This window comes from Sphingomonas sp. CFBP 13728, assembly GCF_014841895.1.
Classification (GTDB): Bacteria; Pseudomonadota; Alphaproteobacteria; order Sphingomonadales; family Sphingomonadaceae; genus Sphingomonas.
Genome location: NZ_JACYUS010000010.1, coordinates 1 through 23,228 on the forward strand (window position 1 = coordinate 1; position 23,228 = coordinate 23,228).

General features: G+C 64.8%; 15 protein-coding genes and 1 pseudogene. 7 read left to right on the top strand and 9 right to left on the bottom strand.

Annotation, left to right across the window (positions count from 1 at the left end):
- Positions 1-144 precede the first annotated feature (144 nt).
- From IFT67_RS19650 to IFT67_RS19665, 4 genes and pseudogenes are all read left to right on the top strand, one after another.
- Positions 145-800, top strand: a pseudogene (locus tag IFT67_RS19650) (alpha-hydroxy acid oxidase).
- A gap of 246 nt (positions 801-1,046) precedes the next feature.
- Positions 1,047-1,985 (top strand): 5-dehydro-4-deoxyglucarate dehydratase, encoded by a 939-nt coding sequence (kdgD, locus tag IFT67_RS19655; RefSeq protein WP_192239787.1) that lies wholly within the window; start codon positions 1,047-1,049, stop codon positions 1,983-1,985.
- A gap of 31 nt (positions 1,986-2,016) precedes the next feature.
- On the top strand, positions 2,017-2,907 hold the full coding sequence (locus tag IFT67_RS19660; protein ID WP_244647625.1) for a LysR substrate-binding domain-containing protein: 891 nt from the start codon (positions 2,017-2,019) through the stop codon (positions 2,905-2,907).
- A complete protein-coding gene (locus IFT67_RS19665; protein WP_192239788.1) occupies positions 2,886-4,448 on the top strand; it encodes a carboxylesterase family protein in 1,563 nt (520 codons plus the stop codon). The genes IFT67_RS19660 and IFT67_RS19665 overlap by 22 nt, the downstream gene beginning before the upstream one ends.
- Here the strand turns inward: IFT67_RS19665 and IFT67_RS19670 are convergent.
- Complete coding sequence (locus tag IFT67_RS19670) at positions 4,445-6,280, bottom strand: DUF8034 domain-containing protein (protein ID WP_192239789.1); 1,836 nt, start codon at positions 6,278-6,280, stop codon at positions 4,445-4,447. The genes IFT67_RS19665 and IFT67_RS19670 overlap by 4 nt on opposite strands.
- On the bottom strand, positions 6,277-7,629 hold the full coding sequence (locus IFT67_RS19675) for an MFS transporter (protein WP_107964647.1): 1,353 nt from the start codon (positions 7,627-7,629) through the stop codon (positions 6,277-6,279). Before IFT67_RS19675 ends, IFT67_RS19670 begins: the two co-directional genes overlap by 4 nt.
- Before the next feature lie 284 nt (positions 7,630-7,913).
- On the opposite strand from IFT67_RS19675, the gene IFT67_RS19680 reads away from it, so the two are divergent.
- From IFT67_RS19680 to IFT67_RS19690, 3 genes are all read left to right on the top strand, one after another.
- The gene (locus tag IFT67_RS19680; protein WP_192239790.1) at positions 7,914-10,793 is read left to right on the top strand and encodes a TonB-dependent receptor; all 2,880 of its coding nucleotides are present in this window, start codon (positions 7,914-7,916) and stop codon (positions 10,791-10,793) included.
- A gap of 696 nt (positions 10,794-11,489) precedes the next feature.
- Entirely contained in the window at positions 11,490-12,197 is a 708-nt protein-coding gene (locus IFT67_RS19685) for a peptide-methionine (S)-S-oxide reductase (protein WP_244647627.1), read from the top strand.
- 403 nt (positions 12,198-12,600) lie between these two features.
- A complete protein-coding gene (locus tag IFT67_RS19690) occupies positions 12,601-14,424 on the top strand; it encodes a diguanylate cyclase (protein ID WP_192239791.1) in 1,824 nt (607 codons plus the stop codon).
- A 410-nt stretch (positions 14,425-14,834) separates the two neighbouring features.
- Here the strand turns inward: IFT67_RS19690 and IFT67_RS19695 are convergent, their stop codons facing one another.
- The 7 genes from IFT67_RS19695 to IFT67_RS19725 form a co-directional block, all read right to left on the bottom strand.
- On the bottom strand, positions 14,835-15,557 hold the full coding sequence (locus IFT67_RS19695; protein WP_192239792.1) for a FadR/GntR family transcriptional regulator: 723 nt from the start codon (positions 15,555-15,557) through the stop codon (positions 14,835-14,837).
- Positions 15,554-16,306, bottom strand: a complete 753-nt coding sequence (locus IFT67_RS19700) for a helix-turn-helix transcriptional regulator (protein ID WP_192239793.1) — start codon at positions 16,304-16,306, stop codon at positions 15,554-15,556. The genes IFT67_RS19695 and IFT67_RS19700 overlap by 4 nt, the downstream gene beginning before the upstream one ends.
- A gap of 96 nt (positions 16,307-16,402) precedes the next feature.
- Entirely contained in the window at positions 16,403-17,707 is a 1,305-nt protein-coding gene (locus tag IFT67_RS19705) for an MFS transporter (RefSeq protein WP_192239794.1), read from the bottom strand.
- 9 nt (positions 17,708-17,716) lie between these two features.
- On the bottom strand, positions 17,717-18,652 hold the full coding sequence (locus IFT67_RS19710; protein ID WP_192239795.1) for an alpha/beta hydrolase: 936 nt from the start codon (positions 18,650-18,652) through the stop codon (positions 17,717-17,719).
- A gap of 123 nt (positions 18,653-18,775) precedes the next feature.
- On the bottom strand, positions 18,776-20,179 hold the full coding sequence (locus IFT67_RS19715) for an FAD-binding oxidoreductase (RefSeq protein ID WP_192239796.1): 1,404 nt from the start codon (positions 20,177-20,179) through the stop codon (positions 18,776-18,778).
- A gap of 1 nt (position 20,180) precedes the next feature.
- Positions 20,181-22,385, bottom strand: a complete 2,205-nt coding sequence (locus tag IFT67_RS19720; protein WP_192239797.1) for a TonB-dependent receptor — start codon at positions 22,383-22,385, stop codon at positions 20,181-20,183.
- A 75-nt stretch (positions 22,386-22,460) separates the two neighbouring features.
- Positions 22,461-23,222 (bottom strand): SDR family NAD(P)-dependent oxidoreductase, encoded by a 762-nt coding sequence (locus IFT67_RS19725; RefSeq protein WP_192239798.1) that lies wholly within the window; start codon positions 23,220-23,222, stop codon positions 22,461-22,463.
- Positions 23,223-23,228: the final 6 nt, after the last annotated feature.

A 23,228-nucleotide genomic window follows, 5' to 3' on the forward strand; every position in this document is an offset into this window, starting at 1 on the left:
GCTCATCCACGCTCTCCTCACGGAGCCTGAATCAGATCGCGCCTCTCACATCAATGGGTCCTGACCCTAGGAGTTGGTACCCGACGTCCTGAACGACGTTTCGAAGATCAGGACCGGCACGGCATGCTTTACAGTCTGTCGACGATGGGAACGACACGGCTGGAAGACCTTGCCCATGCATTCGTCGGACCGAAGGTTTTCCAGATTTGTATCTTCAAGGACCGCGGCCTGACCACAGAGTTCGTCGCGCGTTACCGAGATGCAGGCTTTCACGGGCTGGCGTTGACCGTCGACACGCCGGTTACCGGCAACCGCGACCGAGACAGGCGCAGCGGACTGTCCCTGCCGCCGAGCTGATGCTGAAGTCGTTCCTGAGTTTCGCGCGTCATCCGTCATGGTCGTTGCCCGCGTTGACAGGGTCCAAATTCGATCTCGCGAACGTCAGCCACAAGATCGACGCGCTTGCGTGGGGGCCGATGAGCCTGTTCGAGTATCTCGGCGGCCAATTCAATCGATCGGTCGGTTGGCGCGATATCGAATGGCTCGCACGCGAGTGGAACGGGCCGCCCGCGATCAAGGGCGTGATGACACCTGAGGACGCGCGGCGTTCGATCGCGACGGGCGCGACCGGCGTGATGGTGTCGAACCACGGCGGACGCCAGCTCGATGGAGCGCCCGCCCCGATCGACCTGATCGCAGCGGTGCGCGAGGCGGTTGGCGATGGGCCGGACGTCATCTGCGACGGCCTCATCCGACGCGGCTCGGACGTGGCTTCTCAAGATGATCATCCGTTCACGTGAGTGCTGCCCCTGTTCCGGGAGGGATCACTACTCTTTGGAACGACGGGACCCGGGACGAAGCCGCCATTTATGGACTCGACAGCGAACGTCACATAGCAGTTTGATCGGTACAATTGCGCGGATCAAGCCACGGCGTGCATCGATCTAGCGCGCCTTTGGTTTGGACCCGCGTCGTCCCGCGACCTACCACCACCCTCGAAACGGCCGCGACCTGAGAGCGGCCAGACGATCGAGGGGATGCACGTTATGACGACCATGAGCCCGACCGAGATGGCGCAGCGCCTTGGCGGCGGATTGCTGTCGTTTCCCGTCACGCATTTCGATGCCGATGGCGCATTCGTCGAGGACGCGTATCGCAAGCACTGTGCGTGGATGCTCGAACACGAACTGTCCGGCCTGTTCGCCGCCGGCGGTACCGGCGAGTTCTTCTCGCTGACGCCCGCCGAAGTGGCGCAGGTCGTCGGCGCCGCCGTGGCCGAAGCCAACGGGCGTCTCCCGGTGATCTCGGGCTGCGGCTACGGCACCGCGATCGCCACCGGGATCGCGCGCGATGCGGAGAAGGCGGGCGCGGACGGCCTGTTGCTGCTGCCCCCCTATCTGGTCGGATCGAAGCAGGAGGGGCTTGCCGCGCATGTCGAGGCGGTCTGCAAGGCGACCGGGCTAGGCGTGATCGTCTACAACCGCGACAATGCGATCCTCGACGACGATACGCTGGCCGGGCTCTGCGACCGCAATCCCAATTTGGTCGGCTTCAAGGACGGCGTCGGTGACATCGAGCTGATGACGCGCGTCTATGCGCGGATGGGCGACCGGCTGACCTATATCGGCGGCCTGCCGACCGCCGAGACGTTCGCGACGCCGTATCTGACGATGGGCGTCACGACCTATTCGTCGGCGATCTTCAACTTCCTGCCCGAATGGGCGCTGGCGTTCTACAAGGCGGTGCGCGCCGACGACCGGGTCGAGGTGCTGAACCAGCTCCGCGATTTCGTGCTGCCCTACATCACGCTGCGCAACCAGGGCCGCGGCTATGCGGTGTCGGTCGTCAAGGCGGGCATGCGCGTCGTCGGGCGCGATGCCGGGCCGGTGCGCTCGCCGCTGACCGATTTGTCCGCAGCCGAGGACGAGCGGCTCCGCGTGCTGATCGAGAAGGTTGCCCCCGCTGCTCTCGCCAAGGCGGCGTGACAGCGGGCGAAAACCAACGGATAGTCCGGCGATGATGTTCGAACTGAGCCAGCTTCGCTGCTTCGTCGCCGCCGCCGAGGAACTCCATTTCGGGCGCGCAGCCCAGCGCCTGAACATGACGCAATCGCCGCTCAGTCGGCAGATCCAGCTGCTCGAGCGGATCCTCGACGTGACGCTGCTCGAACGCACCAGCCGGCAGGTGAGCCTGACGCCCGCGGGTCGCGTGTTCCTGATCGAGGCGCGGCGGATCGTGCGGCTGTCGGAGAGCGCGGCGCTGTCGGCGCGACGCGTGGCGAAGGGCGATGCGGGACGCGTCGCGATCGGCTTCACCGCCGTGTCGGGGTATAATCTGGTGCCGCAGATCGTCGCGCAAGCGAGAGCGAGCCTGCCCAATATCGACCTCGAACTGCGCGAGATGGTGACGACCGACCAAGTCGACGCGCTGCTGACCGGGCTAATCGACATCGGCTTCGTGCGGCCGCCGCTCGATCGTCACGAGTTCAACACCGTCTGCGTACAGGTCGAGCCGCTGGTCGTCGCGCTGCCTGCGGGGGATTCGCGACAGGCGAAGGCGGTGCTCGAACTGAGTGATTTCGATGGCCTACCGCTGATCATGTATGCGCGGCAGGGCGCGGGGTATTTCCACCAGATGCTGATCGGGCTGTTCGACGCTGCCGGCGTGTCGCCGCACTATGTCCAGCACGTGACGCAGATCCATTCGATGCTGGGGCTCGTGCATGCGGGGCTGGCCGCAGCGATCGTGCCTGAATCCGCATCGGGGCTGCACATGAACGACGTGCAGTTCCGCCGGCTTGCGACCGAGCCCGAGAAGCCGGTCGAGCTGCACATGGCATGGCGGCGGGACAACAGTAACCCGGCGCTGGAGCCGATGCGGCGACTGTGCGCCGAAACCGCGGCGTGATCGACCGGCGCGCGGTGCTCGCCGGGCTCGCGGCGACACCGGCGCTGGTCGCGGCGCGCGTACCGGGCGATGCGGTAGCGACGACGCGCTACGGACGAGTGCGCGGGACGGTCGAGCGCGACGTGCTGGTGTTTCGCGGCGTGCGCTACGGGGCGGATACGCAGACGGGGCGATTTGCGCGTGCGGTGCCGCCGACGCCGTGGACCGACATTGCGGACGCCACGCGCTACGGCGCTGCGTCGCCACAGACCAAGGCGACCGAGCCTACGAGCGAGGATTGCCTATTCGTTAACGTCTGGACACCTGCGCTCGACGCGGCGCGGCGGCCGGTCATGGTCTATATCCACGGTGGCGCGCACGCGCACGGGTCCGGGTCCGATCCGCTGTATGATGGCGGCAATCTGGTGCGGCGGGGCGACGTGGTGGTCGTTACCTTGAACCACCGGCTGGCGGCGCTCGGCTACGCGTATCTCGCGCCGCTTGGCGGGCCGGCGGAGTCGGGGAACGTCGGCAATCTCGACATCATTCTCGCGCTGCAATGGGTGCGCGACAACATCGCGGCGTTTGGCGGCGATCCGGGGCGGGTGATGCTGTTCGGCCAGTCGGGCGGTGGCGCCAAGATCGTCACGTTGATGGCGATGGCCGAGGCGCGCCCGCTGTTCCACGCCGCCGCGACGATGAGCGGCCAGCACGTTACGGCGGCCGGGCCGAACCACGCTACGATCCGGTCACGGGCGTTTATGGCGAAGGCCGGCGCGGGCGACTTTGCGGCGCTGAACGTGCTGCCGATCGAGCGGCTGGTCGAGGCGATGGCGACGACCGATCCGATCGAGGGCAAGGGCGAGATCAGCTTTACCTCGACGCTCGATCATCATGTGCTGACGCGGCATCCTTTCTATCCGGATGCTCCGCGCGAGGCGGCGCATATCCCGCTGATCGTCGGCAATACGCATGACGAGACCGGGTTGTGGATCGGCGAGATCCTGAAGCGCGGCGACACGAATTGGGAGAACCTACCCGAACGGCTCGGGCGCGAGATGACCAAGGATCTCGCGCCCGATCACGTCATCGCGCGCTACCGCGACCTCTATCCCGATCGGACGCCGGGGCAGATCCTGTTGGCGGCATCGACTGCGGGTCGGTCGTGGCCCGGGCATCTGATCCAGGCGGAGGAGCGGGCGAAGATCGGTGCGCCGGCCTGGATGTATCAGCTCGACTTTCCAGCACCGGAAGCGGGCGGCGTGCTTGGCGCGTTCCATTCGCTCGATATCGGGCTGGTGTTCGATAATACGCGGGAGCCGAGCGCGCGGACGGGTGATGGCGCTGAAGCGAGACGGCTTGCCGGGCGGATGGCGGATGCGTTCATTGCGATGGCGCGGACCGGCGATCCGAACTGTGCGAGCGTGCCGACCTGGCGTCACTATGACCTGGCGCGGCGCTCGACGATGATCTTCGATCGGGCGGTTCGGATGGAGGACGATCCCCGGCGCGAGGAACGCCTGCTGTTCGCGGTCGCTCCGTATATCAAGCCGGGCGGCTAGCGGTCCCACGGAAAGGCGAGCGTCGGGCGGTTGGCGTAGCGGCGCATGCGCAGGCTCAAGCGCGCGCCGGCGCCGGGCTCGAGCCGGATCGTGAACGCCGCGCCGGCGACGTCGGTCGTGCGGCCGTCGATCGTCACCGCCTCGATCCGGTGCTCGGCATAGGCGCCGCCTTGCACTACGACCGTACGCGCCTGGCTGATACTCAGGTTCACCAGCGTCACCTCGGTCGTCGTGTCGCCCAGCGTATGCACCAGCGCGGCGACATCTTCGGGCACGCCAGCGCGTTTGCGGTCCGCATCGAAGTAGCGGAGCCGGCAGTGGAGCGGCACGCCGCCTTGCGCTGGCGAGGTCTTCGACCAGGGCGGGCGGGCGATGTGCAGGCCCCCGGTCATGAGCTGCACAAGGCTGGTGACGTTGGCCGGGTTGATGTCGATCGGCCAGTCTGCGAGCCGGGTTTCCGGCGTCGTCGGATCGGACACGCGCGCGGCGACGCGGTCGGCGACCGCATTCAGGTCCGCGCGCAACGCGGTTACGGCGTAGCTCGGGTTCTTGCCTTCGAGGAAGCTCACCCACGGATGATCGCCGGCAGCCGCGCGATCGGCAGGGGTTTGCGACATGTACCAGATCTCGAAGCCGTTGGTCTTGAACGGACCGGGTTGCCAGCCATACCAGCCGTCCGCGCCGTGCATCGTCGGGGTCGACAGCACGCCCCCGATCGTCCTGGCCTGCGCATTGATCCGCGCGGTCTGACGGCGCCAGACGTCGATATAGCCTTGGTCGCCGGACAGCAGCGTGCCGGTCATGAACGCGGTGATCGAGCGGGGCACGCGGTTGCGGTTCTCGCGCTTGCCGGTCTGCGGCACGATCGGCGAGAAGCCCCAGCCGTATACGCCGCTCCACCAGTCGCGCGGGACGATGCCGTCCAGACCGACGCGGCTGGGGATGAAATCTCCGTTCGCTTTTGCACGGCCAACCCACGCGTCGAGATAGTCGAGCGCCCAGGTCCGGTATCGGTCCCCTGCCCCGAGCGCATAGGCGTTCAGTCCGAGCGTCGTCGCCTGCAGGTTGAGCGGATTGTCGCCAACAACGTCGCCGTATTCGGCATAATGCGCGAGCGTCTGCGCGTAGGTCGTCTCGCCATGTTCCATGTGGAAACGTTCGCCGGCCGCGAACGGATCGCCCGCCCAGTCGAGCTCGGTCGCACGGCGCAGCATCGGCCCCCGGCTCCCGTTCATCAGGCTGCGCATGATCCGCAGCTTCGGATCGTAGTTGCGGGTGGTCGGATCGCGGCCGGTGTAGAAATCGGCGTAGCGACGCGTGCGCTCGATCAGCTTCAGGTCGCGCGGACCTGACAGCCCCATCATGTTGAAGGTCGTCAGCCCTTCCGCATTGTGCTGCCAGTCCATCTGGACGGGAAACTCGCGGAAATACATACCCGCGCGGGCGATCGGCACGTCAGCCGTGCGCGCCGCGGCGAACTGCTTGAGGTGCCCTTCCCAGGCTCGCGCATAAAGATCGCGGATACGATCGGGACCGCCGAGCGCGTGGAGGATCGCCCAGTCGTTCGTCGCTTCCGCCGCATCGTCGGGGCCGTCGTTCGCACCCCAGCGCTCGAACACGCGCAGCCACCCGCGACGATCGACATATTTCGCGTAGAACGCCTCGCACGCCTCGGCATTGGCGGCGAGCAACCGGCGTTGCAGGACCGCCCATTCCGGCGCTGCCATCGGTGTCGCGACCCGCAGCACCGCGGGTGCAGCACGGGCGGCGGCGGGCAAGGTGGCGAGCGCGGCCGCGGCACCCCCGAGCAGCGTACGGCGATCGACGGTCATGCAGCCAGCTCGACCCGGCGGATCGGGCCGACGATCACGAGGAACGAAAAGATCGTCAGCAGGCAATGCGCGCCGACGAACACCAGCGCCCAATCGAACGAGCCCGTAGCGCCGACGATAAAGCCGATGACGATCGGGGTGACGATTCCGGCGACGTTGCCGAACATGTTGAACACCCCGCTGGTCAGCCCGGCGAGCTGCTTCGGCGCGACGTCCGACATCACCGCCCAGCCGAGTGACGCGACGCCCTTACCGAAGAACGCAACCGCCATCAGCGTGACGACCAGCCATTCCGCCTCGACGAACACGCAGGCGATGATCAGCGTCGCCAGCAACATCCCGAACACCAGCGGCACTTTCCGCGCGATGTCGATCGAGCCGGTGCGCTTGAGCAGGAGGTCGGACGTGTAGCCACCGACCAGTCCGCCGACGAAGCCGCACAGCGCCGGTGCGGCAGCAGCGAAGCCCGCCTCCATGATGTTCAACCCGCGCTCCTTCACGAGGTAGATCGGGAACCAGGTGACGAAGAAATAGGTCAGCACGTTGATGCAATACTGGCCGAGATAGATGCCGAGCAGCATCCGGTTCGCGAGCAGCTGGCGCAGGTTCGTCCACGAAAAGGCCTGCGGACGGTTGGCGGCATCCTCCATTCGGATGAGCCCGCCGCCAGCCTCGATATGCGCGAGTTCGGCGGCGTTGATCTTCGGATGGCGGACCGGGCTGTGGATGTAGCGGACGAACAGCGCGGTCGCGGCCAGGCCGATTGCGCCCATCACCCAGAACACCGCGCGCCAGCCATAGCTGTGCACTAGCCAGCCCATCAGCGGGGCGAAGGCGACAAGCGAGAAATACTGCGCCGAATTGAAGATCGCCGACGCGGTGCCACGCTCCGCGCCCGGAAACCAGGCGGCGACGAGGCGGGCGTTACCAGGGAAGGATGGGGCTTCCGCGAGGCCGACGAGGAAGCGCAGCGCAAACAACATGGCGACCGCAGAAACGCCCGCGATCAAACCGGTCAGCCCCTGGGTCGCGGTGAAGATCGACCAAGCGAGGATCGCGCCGGCATAGACGCGCTTGGTACCGAACTTGTCGAGTAGCAGCCCGCCGGGGATCTGCGCGAGGACATACGCCCAGGCAAACGCGGACAGAATGAAGCCGGTCTGGACCGACGACAGCCCGAGTTCGGTCGATGCAGCAGACCCCGCGATCGAGAAGGTCGCACGGTCGGCGTAGTTGATCGACGTGATCAGGAAGATCAGCGCGATTACACGGTAGCGCACCGCGGTCGGGCGCCCGGCCACGCCTCCTGCAACCGCGTCTTTGGCGGGGGCTGCTGCGGCGATCGTCATGCTTCGCTCTCCTGTCCGGCACTCGATCTGCGCGAGTGTTCCGGTCCGGTGTATCGAGCGGAAGGCGGACGGTCCAAGTCCTAAAACGGGTTGATCCAGTCAAGCAGCGACTTGATCGGGTGACTTGGCGCCAAGCCAATGCCGGATCAGTGCATCATTCGCATCGATCGATGCCTGAATGAGATTGGCTTAGGCAACGAAACCCGGCCTAACACAGATTGCGACAGACCGGCTCCAACGAAGCCGGCGACGGGCACGAACGTGCCGGAGTTAGGGGAGTGAGTATGACCGGGATCCGCAGCTTCAAATCCGTATTGGCCATGTCGAGCGCGATCGTCGCGTGTTCGCTGGCGACGATGGCACACGCGCAAAGCGTGCCGGAAACGACCGCACAGAAAGACGCTCGGGCTGCTGGCAACACGACCGATACCGACGCGCCTCCCGCCTCCCCCGCCCTGCCGCCCGAGCAGACCGTGACCGACGCGCCGCTCGCAGCGGATGCGCCAGATATCGTCGTCACCGGGTTTCGCGCGAGCCTGAACACCGCGATCAACATCAAGCGCACGCAGACCGCGACCGTCGATATCATCAAGGCGGAGGACATCGCCGAGTTTCCCGACCTCAACCTGGCGGAATCGTTGCAGCGCATCCCCGGCGTCTCGATCAGTCGCGTCAACGGCGAGGGTCGTAACATCTCAGTGCGCGGTCTCGGCCCCGACTACACGCGCGTCCGGATCAACGGGATGGAGGCGATCGGCACGACTGGCGGCACCGACAATTCGGGCGGTGTGAACCGTGGCCGCGGGTTCGATTTCAACATCTTCTCGTCCGACCTGTTCAACAGCATCGCAGTCCGCAAGACCGCGACCGCCGATGTCGAGGAAGGCTCACTGGGCGGCACCGTCGACCTGCAATCGTCACGCCCGTTCGACTACAAGAAGGCCACCGCGGTCATCTCGGCGAGCGCCAGCTACAACGACTTGCGCGAGAAAGTGACGCCGAAGATCTCGGGACTCATCACCAAGACCACGGACGATGGCCGGTTCGGCGTGCTGCTGTCGGTCGCGTACGAAGAGCGTGCGATCAAGGAGGAAGGCGCGAACATCACGCGCTGGACGTATGGCGGTTTCAATGCCGGTTTCAACGCGGCGTCGCGGTTGCCGGGCAAGACGCTCGCACAGATCAACGATCCGAACCCCGCAACCGGGTTGTACCATCCACGCATCCCCGGCTTGGTAAGCTACGACATCTTCCAGAAGCGGCTTGGTGCAGCGGGATCGGTCCAGTTCCAACCGACGCCCAAGACCTTGATCTCGCTCGACGCGCTGTATTCGCGGCTCGACGGGACTCGCAAGGAGTCGCAGTTGCAGGCGATCAGCTTCAGCCGTTCGGGCACGGGCAAGCCCCAGACGATCATCCGCGACGGCGTGGTCGACGGCGACAACAACATCATCAGCGGCACGTTCGACAATGTCGATCTGCGCACCCAGTCACGCTACGACAAGCTGGTCACCGATTTCTACCAGGTGACCGGTACGCTCGACCAGAAGTTCGGCGAGAACTTCAAGATCGGTGCGGTCGTCGGGTATGCGGACTCGAAGTTCAGCAATCCCATCCAGTCGACCGTCACGATCGATGCCGCCAATACGCCGAACTTCTTCTACGATTTCCGCACCCGGTTTCCGACCATCAGGCCGGGCGTCGACCTGACCAACCCGAACAGCTTCGCCTTTACCAACGGCACGTCGGAAGTTCGTATCCGCCCGCAGACCGTCAGTAACAGCTTCACCAACGCCAAGACGTTTGCCGAATGGACGGTCAACCCGTTGCTGAAGCTGAAGGTCGGCGTCGACTGGCGCCGGTTCGATTACAGCTCGACCGAGCAGCGGCGCCTCTCCGGGGAGTCGGTCGTGCAGACGCTGACGCCCGCACAGCTCGCCGCGGCCACGACGCTCTTCTCGGGCTTTGGCAAGGGACTGGACACGCCAGCCGGTACACCGACAGCGTGGGTCGTCCCCGATCTGGCCAAGTTCGCCGAACTCTACGGAATCTACTCCAACTCGCTCTACACTACCGGCGGGGTGACCAACGCGAGCGCCCGCGGATCGTACATCACCGTGCGTGAGGACGATATCGGCGGCTGGGGCATGGCGGAGTTTAACTTCGCCGATCGCGGCCTGCCGATCCGCGGCGATGTCGGCGTACGTTACGCCAACACCGATCAGCGCTCGACCGGCTATGCAGGCCAGGGTGCCGCGACCAACCTCGTCGTCGCAGACCGGAGCTATCATCGCTGGCTGCCGTCGGGGAACCTGGTGATGGACGTCACCGATACGCTGCTGGTGCGCTTCGCAGCGGCCAAGACGCTCGCACGCGCCGGCATCTCGGCGATCGCACCGGGCGGCAACCTCAGCGTTTCGGGCGGCAACCGGACCTTCAGTAGCGGCAACCCCGATCTGAAGCCGACGGAATCGGACAATCTCGACGTCTCGGTCGAATGGTATCCGACGCGCGGCGCGATCTATGCGGTATCGGCGTTCCAGAAGGACATCGGCACGTTCGTCCAGTCGCTCAGCACCACGGTGCCGTTCAGCAGCCTGGGCCTGCCAGACTCGCTCCTGGCTGGCACGAGCGCATCACCGACCGATCTGTTCATCGTCAGCCAGCCCGTCAATTCGAGCGGCGGGCGACTCAAGGGCTTCGAGGTCAACGTACAACAGCCTTTCAGCTTCCTGCCGGGCTTCCTCTCCAACTTCGGCGTGCTGGCCAACTACACGCACGTGACGTCGAACATCCAGTATCTCACGTCCGCGACCGGTGGCACGTCGGTGACGGCGCCGCTGATCGGGCTGTCGAAGCACGCCGCCAACGGCACGCTGTATTTCGAGACGGCGAAGTTCCAGATCCGCGGCTCGATCGCCTATCGCTCGCGCTATCTGACGGCCGTCCCCGGCACCGAGGGCAACGCGTATAACGGCACGAGCGGCACGACCAACGTCGATGCACAGATGTCGTACAACCTGACCGACAACCTCAAGTTCAGCGTCGAGGCGATCAATCTCACCGATCAGGTCAACGACCAGTTCGTCGACGAAACCAACCGCCTCAGTGTGCTGACGCATAGCGGACGACAGTTCACGGCGGGGATGCGCTTTTCGTTCTGATAGACGTCGCACGTAGCTTGGCCGACAGATCGCCAACCCCGAGAAATTGGGCGCATACCGCGAGAAGAGGTTACTTTATTCTCACATTCGAGTGCCGGCCCGGCCAACGGACTCGATCAGACGATTTTGTTGCAATGAGTATGCGCCGACGGCACAAACATCTGTGCGCCGCTTTCGAAGGTCGACCGAGAGAAAGAGACCTATACAACGCTCAACCCAAGCAGGGCCGAAACCGTGACCTTGAGCGTCAATTCTCGCCCATATCGAGAGAAGCAAATTTCCGGGAGACGACGATCCGATCCTACGCACGGAAATGCGACGACTAACTCCTAGGCCTGTGCCGCCCCCCACGCTGACGCGCCCAGCACTAAGCCGGTCGATACTTGGTTTTGTCCGTTGCCCTTGGTGTGACACAGAGCGCGATTGGCGAACGCGATAAGTGCGTCGGGCGTGCTGCATACCCGCCTTCTCGCCAGCGAACTGTCGCTGCTGCGAGGCTCATCTTCGTATTCCATCGTCCGCAGGAAGCTGCCTGTGTGGAAGTTGCAGACGATGCACTGCGTTGCATGCAAACTCCGCGATTTCTACCGTCCGCAACTGGGCAAGCACGTCCCTGCCCTACGACTTCCGGCCAGACCCTCAAGCAGACGGTCATAGGCTATTCGCGATCTCCCACAAACGGACGTCCAAGGCGACTTGCGTGTCTTTCGAAACCAGCCGTTCGTCCAGGTGCTGTCCAGCAGGTGTAATTGGGCCGGTATTCGTCAGTACCGTTGGCGTACGGGCTCGTGGAGCCGACGGTTCGGCCGATGCTGGGCCACTATGCGATCAACGCTCCACGTCGCCGCCATTGAACGCGAAAAGCGGAACGCCATCTCGCTGGACCGGATGGAGAGGATGACCATGGAAACGGCAGGCTTCGGCGGCGGGTGTCATTGGTGCACAGAAGGCGTGTTCCAAATCCTGCGCGGTGTTTCCGAGGTCCATCAAGGCTTCCTGCAGTCGACCGCACCCGATGATGCCTGGGCCGAAGGAGTAGTGCTCCGCTTCGATCCCGGGATGATTTCGCTCGACATTCTGATCGAGGTTCATCTGCGCACCCATTCGGCAAACAGCGGCTATACGCCGAACGGGCGTTATCGCAGCGCAGTCTACGTTGCGGATGCCAACCAGCGGCATCAGGCTGGCACGGCGATCACCGGGCTTGGGAAGGATGTTGACACCGCTGCGCGGACGAAGGTGCTCCTGCTCGCCGGGTTCCGGTCATCGGAAGAGCGCTACCGCAACTATTACCGTACCGATCCGACCCGACCGTTTTGCCGACGCTATATCGACCCCAAGCTGGTTGCTATCCGACGCGACTTCGCCCGGCATGTCCTGTCCGAGGGCGATGGAGTCCGATAGAGATTCCGGCGGCTGTCATGCCGTCGCGCGGCAGCGACCCCTGCTATTCCTCTGCCCCGCCCCGATATCATTGCGATCTACGTTGAGACCGTCTGCTCGCGGGTCAGCAGCATTCGTCAGATCGGTATCGTCGGCTTTGCCGGCGATGCGGAGGTCACTCGTGTCGGCCGGATATTTCCTTCCTTCCCAGCGTTCTTGTCAACCGTGCATGCTACTGCTCCACGCCGAGGGTGGGCAGGACTTAATAGAGGTCGTTCAGCAGCAGTTTTGCCTGGTTCGTGGCTTGTCATTCATTCACATTCTTATCGATCCGATCAATCTTTCCAACTCGACGAAGCAAGACCGGTGCGATGCATAATGCCGAGTAACCAAACGCTAAGTCTTTGCCGTTAAGCATGCTGCCATGTTCGTCTCGCTAACCGCCCGTATCACCGCGATCGGGCTCATAGTCCTGCTTGCGCTGGGCTCTTTGGCGGGGCTACTCGCAGATGCGTCGTACCAGGCCAGCCAGAGCTTCCACTGGGCCGCGCATTCCGCCGGAATTATCGAGACGACCGAGGCCGCACTCGGCGATCTGCGCGAAGCCGAGTCCGGCCAGCGCGGCTTCGTCATCACCCGCAATCCGGCCTATGCCCGATCGTTCGCCGAACGTGTCGACAGCGCCGCCCGAACCATCGCGAGAGTGGTTGATCAGACCGAAGACAACCGACTTCAGCATGCACGCGCGCGGGAGATCGCGTCGCTGATGAAGGAGCGCTCCGCCTTCCTTTTGCAGCCGCTCGACCGTGCTCGTCGGGGTGATTTCCCCGGAGCGGTCGCGATCATCGCGAGTGGCCGGGGGCGGGAATTGATGGACGCGATCAGCGTGCGGGCCAAAGGCTTCCTCGACGAGGAACGCGCGCTTCAGACCATGCGGCAGGATGCCGCGGTGCAACGCCTGCGCAGCGGCAAAAGGCTCGCCATCCTCGGTGCGATCGCCGTCGCGCTTCTCGTCGTCGGCAGCTTTGCGTTGCTGGTACGGGCGATCCGCCGCCCCCTGGATACCATGATGCGCGCGATGACCGCGCTGGGAAGTGGCGAGCAGGAGGCGCGCATCGACATCGCGATGGGCTCACGCGAGTTTACCCGCCTCGCCACGGGCTACAATGCGATGGCCGACCGACTGGAGGGCGCCGTCGCCGACCAGGGGGCCAGCGAGCGCCAGTTGCAGGTCGTCAATACGGAACTGGAGCGGAATACCAGGACGCTTCGGGAACGTGGCGACGTGATCGAACTGCTCGGCGGCATGGCGCATCGCATGCAGGCTGCGCGTACCGACGACGAGCTGGCACAGATCATCCGGGTATTCGTGCCGCAGGTGCTCCCGAACATCCCAGGCGCCCTGTATGCGCACAATAATTCGCGCAACTGCCTGGTGCCCGTCGCGACCTGGGGTGGCATCACCGTGGCGATTGACGGCTTTGCGCCCGAACGATGCTGGGCGCTACGCCGCGGCCAGAGCCACTCCGTAAAAGATCCCAGCCGCGAAATCGTCTGCGGTCACGTGGCCGAGGACGAGGTCTATCACTGCGAACCGTTGCTGGCGGGCGGCGAGGTCATCGGCGTGCTCTATCTGCAAGGACGGATCGAAGCCGAGAACCGCTTCCGGATGAGCGTGCTGACCGAGAACATCGCGTCCGCGCTGGTGAACCACCGCCTGCAGCGATCGCTGCGCGAGCAGACGATCCGTGATCCGCTGACCGGTCTGTTCAATCGTCGCTACATGGAAGAAGCGTTGAAGCTGGAGATTGCCCGCGCAACCCGTGCTAGCGGTCCGCTGAGCCTCGTCATGTGCGACATCGATCATTTCAAGCGGTTCAACGACGAGTTCGGCCACGATGCCGGCGATGCCGTGCTGCAGACGGTAGCCGCAGAAATGCGCAGTCGGTTCCGTGACGGCGACGTTATCTGCCGCTTCGGCGGCGAAGAGTTCACAATCATCGCGCCGGGTACGACGGCGGAGGCGCTTGCCGGGCGCGTTGAAATCGTACGTCAGGCGATCGCCGAATTGAACGTCCGGCATGGCAACCGCACGCTGGGCTCGACCAGCATGTCATTCGGCATCGCGACCTGGTCCGACGCCATGGACCGGGATGGCTCTACACTTATCCAGGCGGCAGACATGGCACTGTATCAATCCAAGCGTGACGGCCGCAACCGCGCTACCATCAGCATGCTGGCGGCATAATTCCAGCCGGTCAGGTACGATCAGACAAGCCCGACAAAAGCTTATACTGCGCTAGCCAGCTTCTTGCGCCGACGACGATGCTTGCGGCGCGACGACCCAGAAGCGGACGCTAAGGCGGCCTGAAGCCCTTCCAAACTTCGGATGTCCGTTCATGTTAGTGCGAAATTGTCTGAAATATTGATACTTTGCATTCCGTCAGTCAACGGGCAGGGTCAACTGAATGCATTTCAGAAGGAATATGAATTTTCTAACTTTTCGGATAGACCTTCAATAGGTTGCCGTTGCAATAACGATCAGACATCGGTTCTCATTGAACAATGACCGATTTGTCCACCTGATATGATAAGACTCTGGCCTTCGGAGACACCTGTTCCGGACGCCTTACTTACATCGCGCTGACCAAATACCGGTTAATTGACTTCTTCACGTCGCGCGAACAGATCTCCGATGGACGCGACAAAGTGCGTGTTCATTGCTGCGATCGCCGCTTTCGGATCACGGTCGGCGATCGCTTGTGCCAGGTCGTGATGGTGCGCCAGCACGGCGGTGCGCTGTCGCGCGGTGGTTCGCGTCGCCCAGGCGGCGGGCACTGCGTGGATCATCATCGGTGCGAACGAGCGGATGATCTGCAAAAACAGCATGTTGCGCCCTGCCTGCGCGATTGCCTGGTGAAACGCGATGTCGTGGCGGGTCAGCGCGTCGACATCGGTACCGGCCGCTTCCATTGCCTCGGCCAGAGCGACGATCGTCCGTGCCTCATCGTCGTTGCGTTCGATCGCCGCGAGCTCAGCGGTGCGGAGTTCCAACGTGCGGCGCACGTCCCAGATCTGCACCATCGAGATCTGCGCCGTCGCCACCGCGTGATCGAGCGAGGTCGCCATCACCGATCCGTCGATCGCCGCGACACGCGCACGCCGGCCGTTGCCCACGTCGATCAGCCGCAACGCCGCCAGCGCGCCGAACGCCTCGCGGAGGACTGGGCGGCTCACACCGAGTTCTGTCGCAAAATGGCCCTCGGACGGCAGCGTGTCGCCGACCTTCAAGTCGTTCGTGCGGATGTGCGTGCGGACCGCGTGGACCGCCTGATCGACGAGCGAGCCGCCTTCGACCAGTCGCAGGCTTGCCGCGCTCATGCTGCGAGCCGTGGTGTGCGCAGCGACGATGGGGTGGCGCCGAACTGCCGGGAGAAGGCTCGCGTGAAGCTGGCATTATTCAAATAGCCGCATTGGTACCCTATCGACGATACCGGCAGGTCGGTCGCCATCAGCATCTGGCGTGCCGCTCCCAGCCGCCTGTCCAGCAACGCGTCGGCGACGGTGCAGGCGAACATGTCGCGGAAGCCGCGCGTGAGCTTAGCCCGGTTCAGGCCACAGGCACGCGCGATCGAATCGAGCGTCATCTTCTCGCCCCAGCGCTCGTCGATCATCCGCTTCGCCGCGACGATCCGCTGGCTGTCGCGAGCGGACAATTGCCCGGCACCCGCGAGAGGGACAAGGTCGTCCTCGACGATCCGCTGGAACGTGCTGGACAGGAGCTCGATGCATTTTGCCGAACGATGCGTGCTGCGCCAGGGTTCGGGCAGCGTGCAATCGAGGATCGCGGCGACCATCATCCGCAATTCGCTCGGCAGATGGCACGCAATGTTCGCGTCGGGTGCGTAATCGAAGACCCGCAGGCAGGCGCCACGTTCGACCGCAAGGACGAGGATCGCGCGCTCCTCCGAAGGCATCGTGCCGGTGGTGACGGTGACGTGCGCGGGTGCGTCTTCGCCAAGCGTGAAGCAAAGGACCACCGCGTCGGCGGAAACAGCCGCCGGGTCGACCAGGCCCTCGCCGATGAATGCCGCCATCTCGGACGACACCGTGACCCGTTCCTTCTGCATGCTACCCTCGCCCAACACCGATCTCCTGTTCCCGATTGCCGGGATTGGGTCGATCATGCAGCTATCGGATAGCTCGCGCAAGAGCTATCTTACAGGTCAAGCGGTTGCCGATACCGGTGCGCGACGCATCGCCATCGTGAAGGCGATGACGGAGATCGCGCTGGTCACCACGCCGACGATCGCGAGACCTTGCGCGAGATGCGCCTCGCCGCCCAGCATGCCGCTTGCCGCCGCGACCAGCGTCGGTGCGAGCCCGTAGCCGATCAGCCCAGCGATCGCGATGAACGCGCCGATGCATAACCCGCGGAGTTCGTTGGGGATCAGCACAGTCAACGCCACCGAGGTCACGACACCCGTCACCGCGCCGCACGTCACGAGAAGACCGACGGCGACCCCGAACAGCAGGACCGAGGGCATGACCGGGAACAACGCTGCAGGCACGCCGACCGCCGCGGCAACGATCGCACCAATCAGCAGGCCACCGCGCCGCCCGCTCTTCTGTCCGCGGTCGGCGGACAGGCCGCCAACGATCGCACCGACGACGCCCGAGCCAAAGAGCAGCGTGCCCATCCAGCCGGCGAACTGGTCGGGCTGCAGGTGGAAAGTGCGCGACAGGACCGGCGAGACCCAGATCCCGGCGGCGGCATCGGCCATCACGACGCTGATCTGGCCGATGAACAAGGGGATCAGGAACACGCGACGCGCCCAGAGTTCGCCGGCCACGACCTTGAACGGCGCATGCGTGCCCGCCGCAACCTCCTGCCGCGCCGGTTCGCGCAGCAGGAACAGCGGCAGGATCGCGATCACGCTGATGACCGCAAGACCCAGATGGACGCTGCGCCACGGCATCATGCCTGCGAACCACGTCGGCGCGCCGCCATGCGCGAACAGGCCGAACAGCGCGCCTGACAAGCCCAAAGCGAGCGCGACGCCGAGCGACTTGCCGAGGTTGACGATCAGCATCGCCCTGCCCCGCTGCGTCGGGACGCAGAAGTCTGCGCACAGCGACAGCGCCGCGGTCAAGGCGCCGGTCGTGCCGATCCCGGTCAGCATGCGCGCGACGAACAGCAGCGGCACGCCGTGCGCGAACGCGGTGAGCACCGTGCCCAGCGTCCAGACTAACGCGAGCGCGATCATCATCCGCACGCGGTTGTAGCGATCGACCAGGATACCGATCGGGATCGAGAACACCGCGAGCGGCAGTGCCGCCGACAGTCCCTGGATCAGGCTCAGCGTATAGTCGCTAAGATGGAGTTCGGCCTTCGCGCCCTCCTGCACCGTCCCGAACGAGCCCATCATCGTGAAGCCGACCGCCATCGCCAGCGCGAGCGCGAGCAATGGCAACAGCGTCCTTGCGAACGGCGGAGAGGCCGCGTCGATCGGTCGGGCGAAATCGGTCATGTGAGGTCCTTATGCAAGCGCACGGCGCAGTGCCTCGTGGCTGTCGCGGCGCGCCTGTTGCGAGACCGGACCGTCGGCGAAGACATCGAAGGCGTGATAGCCGCCGGGATAGACGTGAAGCTCCACCGGCACGCCCGCGCGGATCAGCCGCGTCGCGTAGTCGATGTCCTCGTCGACGAAGAGATCGAGCGCACCGGTCGCGATATAGGCACGCGGCAGGTTGCCGAGGTCGGTCGCGCGGGCGGGGGCCGCGTAGGGCGAAACGTCGTTGCCACCGGGCGCGTGGCCGAGCAGCGAGGTCCAGCCGAAGCGGTTGCTCTGCGCAGTCCATATGAACTCGCCTGCGTACGGATGCGGCGCGGCGGTGCACGTACGATCGTCCAGCATCGGATAGATCAGGTGCTGGAACGCGAGCGCATACTCACCACGGTCGCGCACCATCAGCGCCAGCGCCGCCGCATACCCGCCGCCCGCGCTTTGCCCCATGACGCCGAGCCGCGTCGGATCGATGCCAAGCTGCTCGGCATTAGCGATCGTCCAGGCGAGCCCGGCGTAGCAATCCTCGATCGGACCCGGAAAGTTCGTCTCGGGCGCGAGGCGATACTCGACCGACACCATGACGCATTGCAGGTCGGCGATCAGCGGACGGACCAGCGGATCATATTCGCTGACCTTGCCCATCACATAGCCGCCGCCGTGGATGTGATAGATGCAGGGCAGCGTGCCGGTGACGCCCGCCGGGCGGTACACGTGGAGATCGATATCGGGTGCGCCCGCAGGTCCCGGAACGGTGTGGATCTCGAGCGTCGCCAGCGACTCGTCGGCCGGCGGCAGCATCGACGGCCGGTCGCGCATCGCCGGCAGGATATCCGCGGTGAGCGAAATCTGCGGCATCATTTCCAGCAACGGGCGGAGCGTGGGATCGACGAGGTGTAGGCTGTCCATATCAAGTCCTTCTTCCCCCTCCGGCATGCGGGAGGGGTCGGGGGTGGGTCGGCTCGCAGCGAACCCTAGCGCTTGCCCATCAGCCCACCACCCCCGCCCCTCCCTTCCAGGGAGGCGAGCGAGTTAAAACGCGAAGATCTTGCCCGGGTTGAACAGGTTGTCAGGATCGAGCGCATGCTTCAGCGTCCGCATCAGATCGACCGCATCGCCGAGTTCCGCTACCAGCCAGTCCTGCTTGCCGATGCCGATGCCGTGCTCGCCGGTGCAGGTGCCGTCCATCGCCAGCGCGCGCTCGACCATCCGTGCGTTGATCGCCGACACTTCGGCCAGTTCCGCCTCGGACTCCGGATCGATCGAGAAGACGACATGGAAATTGCCGTCGCCGACATGGCCGAGAATGGTTGCAGGCACTGACGAGGCCTGCAGGTCGGCCTTGGTCTCGCCGATGCACTCCGCCAGGCGGCTGATCGGCACGCACACGTCGGTCGCCCAACCGACAGCGCCGGGGCGCAGGTTGACCGCCGCGTAATACGCCTCGTGCCGCGCCTTCCACAGCTTCGAGCGTTCCTCGGGCAGGTTGGACCAGCGGAAATCGCCGCCGCCGTTCGCCGCCGCCAGCTCGCGCACCGTTTCGGCCTGTTCGTCGACATAGCGCGGCGAGCCGTGGAATTCGAAGAACAGCGTCGTCAGTTCGGGGTAATCGAGCTTCGACCAGGCGTTGACCGCCTTCATCTGCATGTCGTCGAGGATCTCGACGCGGGCGAGCGGCACGCCGATCTGGATCGCCTGTACTACCGTATCGACCGCGCCGTTCAGCGTGTCGAAGCTGCACACCGCGGACGAGATCGCCTCGGGAATGCCGTGCAGCCGCAGCGTCACCTCGGTGATGATGCCAAGCGTCCCCTCGGAACCGACGAACAGCCGGGTCAGGTCATACCCCGCCGCCGACTTGCGCGCGCGGCGGCTGGTGCGGATCTCGCGGCCGTCGGGCGTCACCACGCGCAGGCTCAGCACAGCCTCGCGCATCGTGCCGTAGCGCACCGCGTTGGTGCCGCTCGCCCGCGTTGCGGCCATCCCGCCGATCGTCGCATTGGCGCCGGGATCGATCGGGAAGAACAGCCCCAGGTCGCGGATATGCTCGTTCAGCTGTTCGCGGCGGACGCCGGCCTGCACGGTGCAGTCGAAATCCTCGGCGTTGACCGTGACGATCTGTGTCATCTCGGACAGGTCGACAGAGATGCCACCGTGCACCGCCAGCGTGTTGCCCTCGATGGAGGTGCCTGCCCCGAACGGCACGATCGGCACCTTGGCGGCGGTGCACAGCTTGACGAGATCGACCACCTCCGCGGTCGATCGGCAAAAGACGACCGCGTCGGGCAGCATCGGTGCGAAATGCGCCTCGCTACTGCCGTGGTGGAGCCGCATCGCGTCGCTCATCTGGAGCGCATCGCCGAACCGCTGCTTGAGCACCGCGACGAACGCCGGGTCGAGCGGCGCACGCTCTATGGGGTCGAAATGCATGGTCATCCTAGAACCGGAAGCTCGCACGCACGCCGTACCGGCGGCGATCGCCCTGGATCGCGAGGTTCGCCGCGAGCGGTGCGAGCCCGGCCCGTACCAGCGCCGATTTGTCGATATAGCTTTCGATGAACTTGGTGTTGAACAGGTTCGTGCCGAACGCCGTGACGGTCAGGCCGCTCGAGAAACGGAAGCCGAGCGAAGCGTTGGTGATCGCATAGGCGGACAGTTTCGGCGCGACATTGGGGTCGAGCGAGGAGCCGATGCGGCTGCCCTTCCCGAAGATCCCGGCATCGAGCAGCACGGCATTGTCGCCGACCGGCACGGTGTAGGTCGTGTTGAAGTTGAAGTTGTAGTCGGGCGTGAAGATGATCCGGTCGCTCGATACGTGGACGCCGGTGGTCGCGAAATACTGGCTGTCGTCGGTGATGCGGGCATGGAGATAGGACGCGCCGGCATCGATCCGCCACTGGTTCGTCACGCGCAGATGCGCCTCCACTTCGGCACCGTAGCTCTCGACCGTACCGGTGTTCAGGTTGATCGCGACGAACCCGCCGGTCTCACTCGGTGCCAGCGAGTTCTGGCCGATGAAGTCCTTATAGTCGTTGTAGAACACGTCCGCGTTGATCGTCAGGCGACGGTCGAACGCATCGAATTTCGTACCGAGTTCATAGGTCCAGACATTGTCCCCCTTGTACGTCGCGTCCTGCGGCCGCGTGCCAGGTCCGTTCTGGCCACCGCCGCGAATACCCTTGGCGACCGATGCGTAGCTCATCACCGCCGGCGTCCAGTGCTGCGTCAGCGTGACGCGCGGCTGGAACTGGTCCTTCTTGTAGTCGGGCGCGGAATAGGGCGTCGTGCCGTTGACCTGGCTCGCGACCAGCTTTTGGTGATCGTAACGGCCGCCTACGGCGAGATCGAGCGTGCCGACTTTCAGGAACGCGGTGGCGAAGATCGCGCGCGTGTCGTTGCGGACATAGGTCGACGACGGCGTGGTCGATGCCGGCGCCGGGAAGGTTGGCCCCAGCAGCGCGCGGAAATCGATCGTCGTCAGCTGATCGCTCGTCTGCGTGTAGCGGTTGCCGTACAGCCCGATCAACGTCGAGAAGGCATCGCTCCACTGCGTATCGAAGCGCAGTTCGGCGGTCTTCGTCTTGAGCGTCGACGTACCGCTCGCGCGCAACAGGTCGACAACGCTGTAGTCGCCATCACCGGTCGTGGAGAGATCCTTCTGGTTGTAGGCCCCGATCGCGGTGATCTTGGTTTTTAGCGAAGCGACGTCGAACTCGCCCTTCACGTTCGCACCGTAATAATCGATCACCGCGCGGTTCAGGACGTTGGTCGCGCCGTCAAGGCGGTAATCGGTCGGCCCGGCGACGTGGATGTACGACGTGCTGCCGCCGGCGGCCTGGTCGTAGTTGCCGTTGACGGTGAACACCGCCCAGTCGGCGGGCGTGAAGCGGAGCGTGCCGCCGATGCTCTGCTGCTTCAGCGGGTTCATGTCGCCGATCGTCAGCGTGTTGCGCATGAAGCCGTCCTGCTCGTGATAGGACGCGCCGATCCGGAACTGCAGCAGATCACGGACGATGGGGCCGCTGACCGAGCCCGAAACCGAGGCGTAGTTGTCGGTGCCGGCGATCGCGGCGTCGAACCGCCCTTCCCACTCGTTGCCCGGCTGCCGCGTGATGACGTTGATCGCGCCGCCCAGCGTGTTGTTGCCGAACAGCGTCCCCTGCGGCCCGCGCAACACTTCGATCCGCGCGACGTCGACGATCGGCGAGTTCAGGTATGAAGTGTTCGGTTGATAGATGCCGTCGATGAAGATCCCGACGCCCGGCTGTACCGTATCGATCAGCGTCGTACCGATCCCGCGGATCGAGACGAACGCACGACCGACGCTGTCCGAATTGATGTTGAGGCCCGGCGTGTAGGACGCGATGTCCTTCACCGTGTTGACCTGGAGCTCCTTCAGCCGGTCGCCGGTGACCGCGGTGACTGCGATTGGCACGTCCTTCAGCGATTCCTGACGCTGACGGGCGGTGATGATGATGTCGTCGGAACTTGCGGGCTGCGTTGGCTGGGTCGCATCCTGCGCCAGGGCCGGCATGGTCGTGAGAGCGGCGGCGGCACATCCTGCGGCGAGCAATGTCTTGAAGCGCATTGGATCCTCATCCCTGTAGAGCGCCGATCCATCGCCGGCTACTTCTAGGATCAAAGCTATCCGATAGCTTACCTGTATGAAAGGTCTCTCGCTATGCTGTGCGGCTCGCGGACTTCGCCGATCGGTGCGCTACCAGCAGCTGTAACCGCCATCGGCCAGGACGATGCTGCCGGTCATCAGGCTCGCCGCATCGGAGGCGAGAAAGGCAACGATCGACGCGACTTCTTCGGGTTCGCCAAGCCGACCCTGCGGCGTGCCGTCGATCCAGCGCTTGTACATCTCCCCCTCGCGGTCCGCGAAGCTGTTGAGGACGGTGTTGATGTAGGTCGGGGCCACCGCGTTGACGCGGACGCCGCGCGGTGCCCATTCGGCGGCGAGGCTCTTGGTAAGCTGGTGCACCGCGGCTTTCGACGCGTTGTAATAGCTCTGCGGCTGTGGCCGGTTGACGATGAAACCGCTCATCGACCCGACATTGACGATCGCGCCCTTCCCCGCCGCCAGCATGTGCCGGCCAAAAGCGCGCGCACACCAGAAGGTGCCGTTGAGATTGACGTCGAGCACGTTCAGCCAATGCTCGTCGGCGACGTCCTCGGCCGCGGTTTCGCTGCGTGCGATGCCGGCGTTGTTGACGAGGATGTCGATCGCCCCGAGCTGGTCGGCAACGGCAGTGACACGCGCCGAATCGGTCACGTCCATTGTCACGCCGTCGGCCGCATAGCCCTTGTCCGACAGCGCCGCCTGCCCGGCCGCGATCGCCGCTTCGTCGCGGTCGGCGATCGTCACGTGCGCGCCCATTTCGGCCAGCGCTTCGGCACAGGCGAGGCCGATCCCCGCCGCGCCACCCGTCACGAGCGCACGGCGGCCGGTCAGTTTCAGTCTTTCGAAATACATGGTCGG

Bases quoted from the DNA above. Each gene is read 5' to 3' on its own strand.
- kdgD (WP_192239787.1), top strand. From the start codon at position 1,047: ATGACGACCATGAGCCCGACCGAGATGGCGCAGCGCCTTGGCGGCGGA.
- IFT67_RS19660 (WP_244647625.1), top strand. From the start codon at position 2,017: ATGATGTTCGAACTGAGCCAGCTTCGCTGCTTCGTCGCCGCCGCCGAG.
- IFT67_RS19670 (WP_192239789.1), bottom strand. From the start codon at position 6,280: ATGACCGTCGATCGCCGTACGCTGCTCGGGGGTGCCGCGGCCGCGCTC.
- IFT67_RS19675 (WP_107964647.1), bottom strand. From the start codon at position 7,629: ATGACGATCGCCGCAGCAGCCCCCGCCAAAGACGCGGTTGCAGGAGGC.
- IFT67_RS19680 (WP_192239790.1), top strand. From the start codon at position 7,914: ATGACCGGGATCCGCAGCTTCAAATCCGTATTGGCCATGTCGAGCGCG.
- IFT67_RS19690 (WP_192239791.1), top strand. From the start codon at position 12,601: ATGTTCGTCTCGCTAACCGCCCGTATCACCGCGATCGGGCTCATAGTC.
- IFT67_RS19695 (WP_192239792.1), bottom strand. From the start codon at position 15,557: ATGAGCGCGGCAAGCCTGCGACTGGTCGAAGGCGGCTCGCTCGTCGAT.
- IFT67_RS19700 (WP_192239793.1), bottom strand. From the start codon at position 16,306: ATGCAGAAGGAACGGGTCACGGTGTCGTCCGAGATGGCGGCATTCATC.
- IFT67_RS19705 (WP_192239794.1), bottom strand. From the start codon at position 17,707: ATGACCGATTTCGCCCGACCGATCGACGCGGCCTCTCCGCCGTTCGCA.
- IFT67_RS19710 (WP_192239795.1), bottom strand. From the start codon at position 18,652: ATGGACAGCCTACACCTCGTCGATCCCACGCTCCGCCCGTTGCTGGAA.
- IFT67_RS19715 (WP_192239796.1), bottom strand. From the start codon at position 20,179: ATGACCATGCATTTCGACCCCATAGAGCGTGCGCCGCTCGACCCGGCG.
- IFT67_RS19725 (WP_192239798.1), bottom strand. From the start codon at position 23,222: ATGTATTTCGAAAGACTGAAACTGACCGGCCGCCGTGCGCTCGTGACG.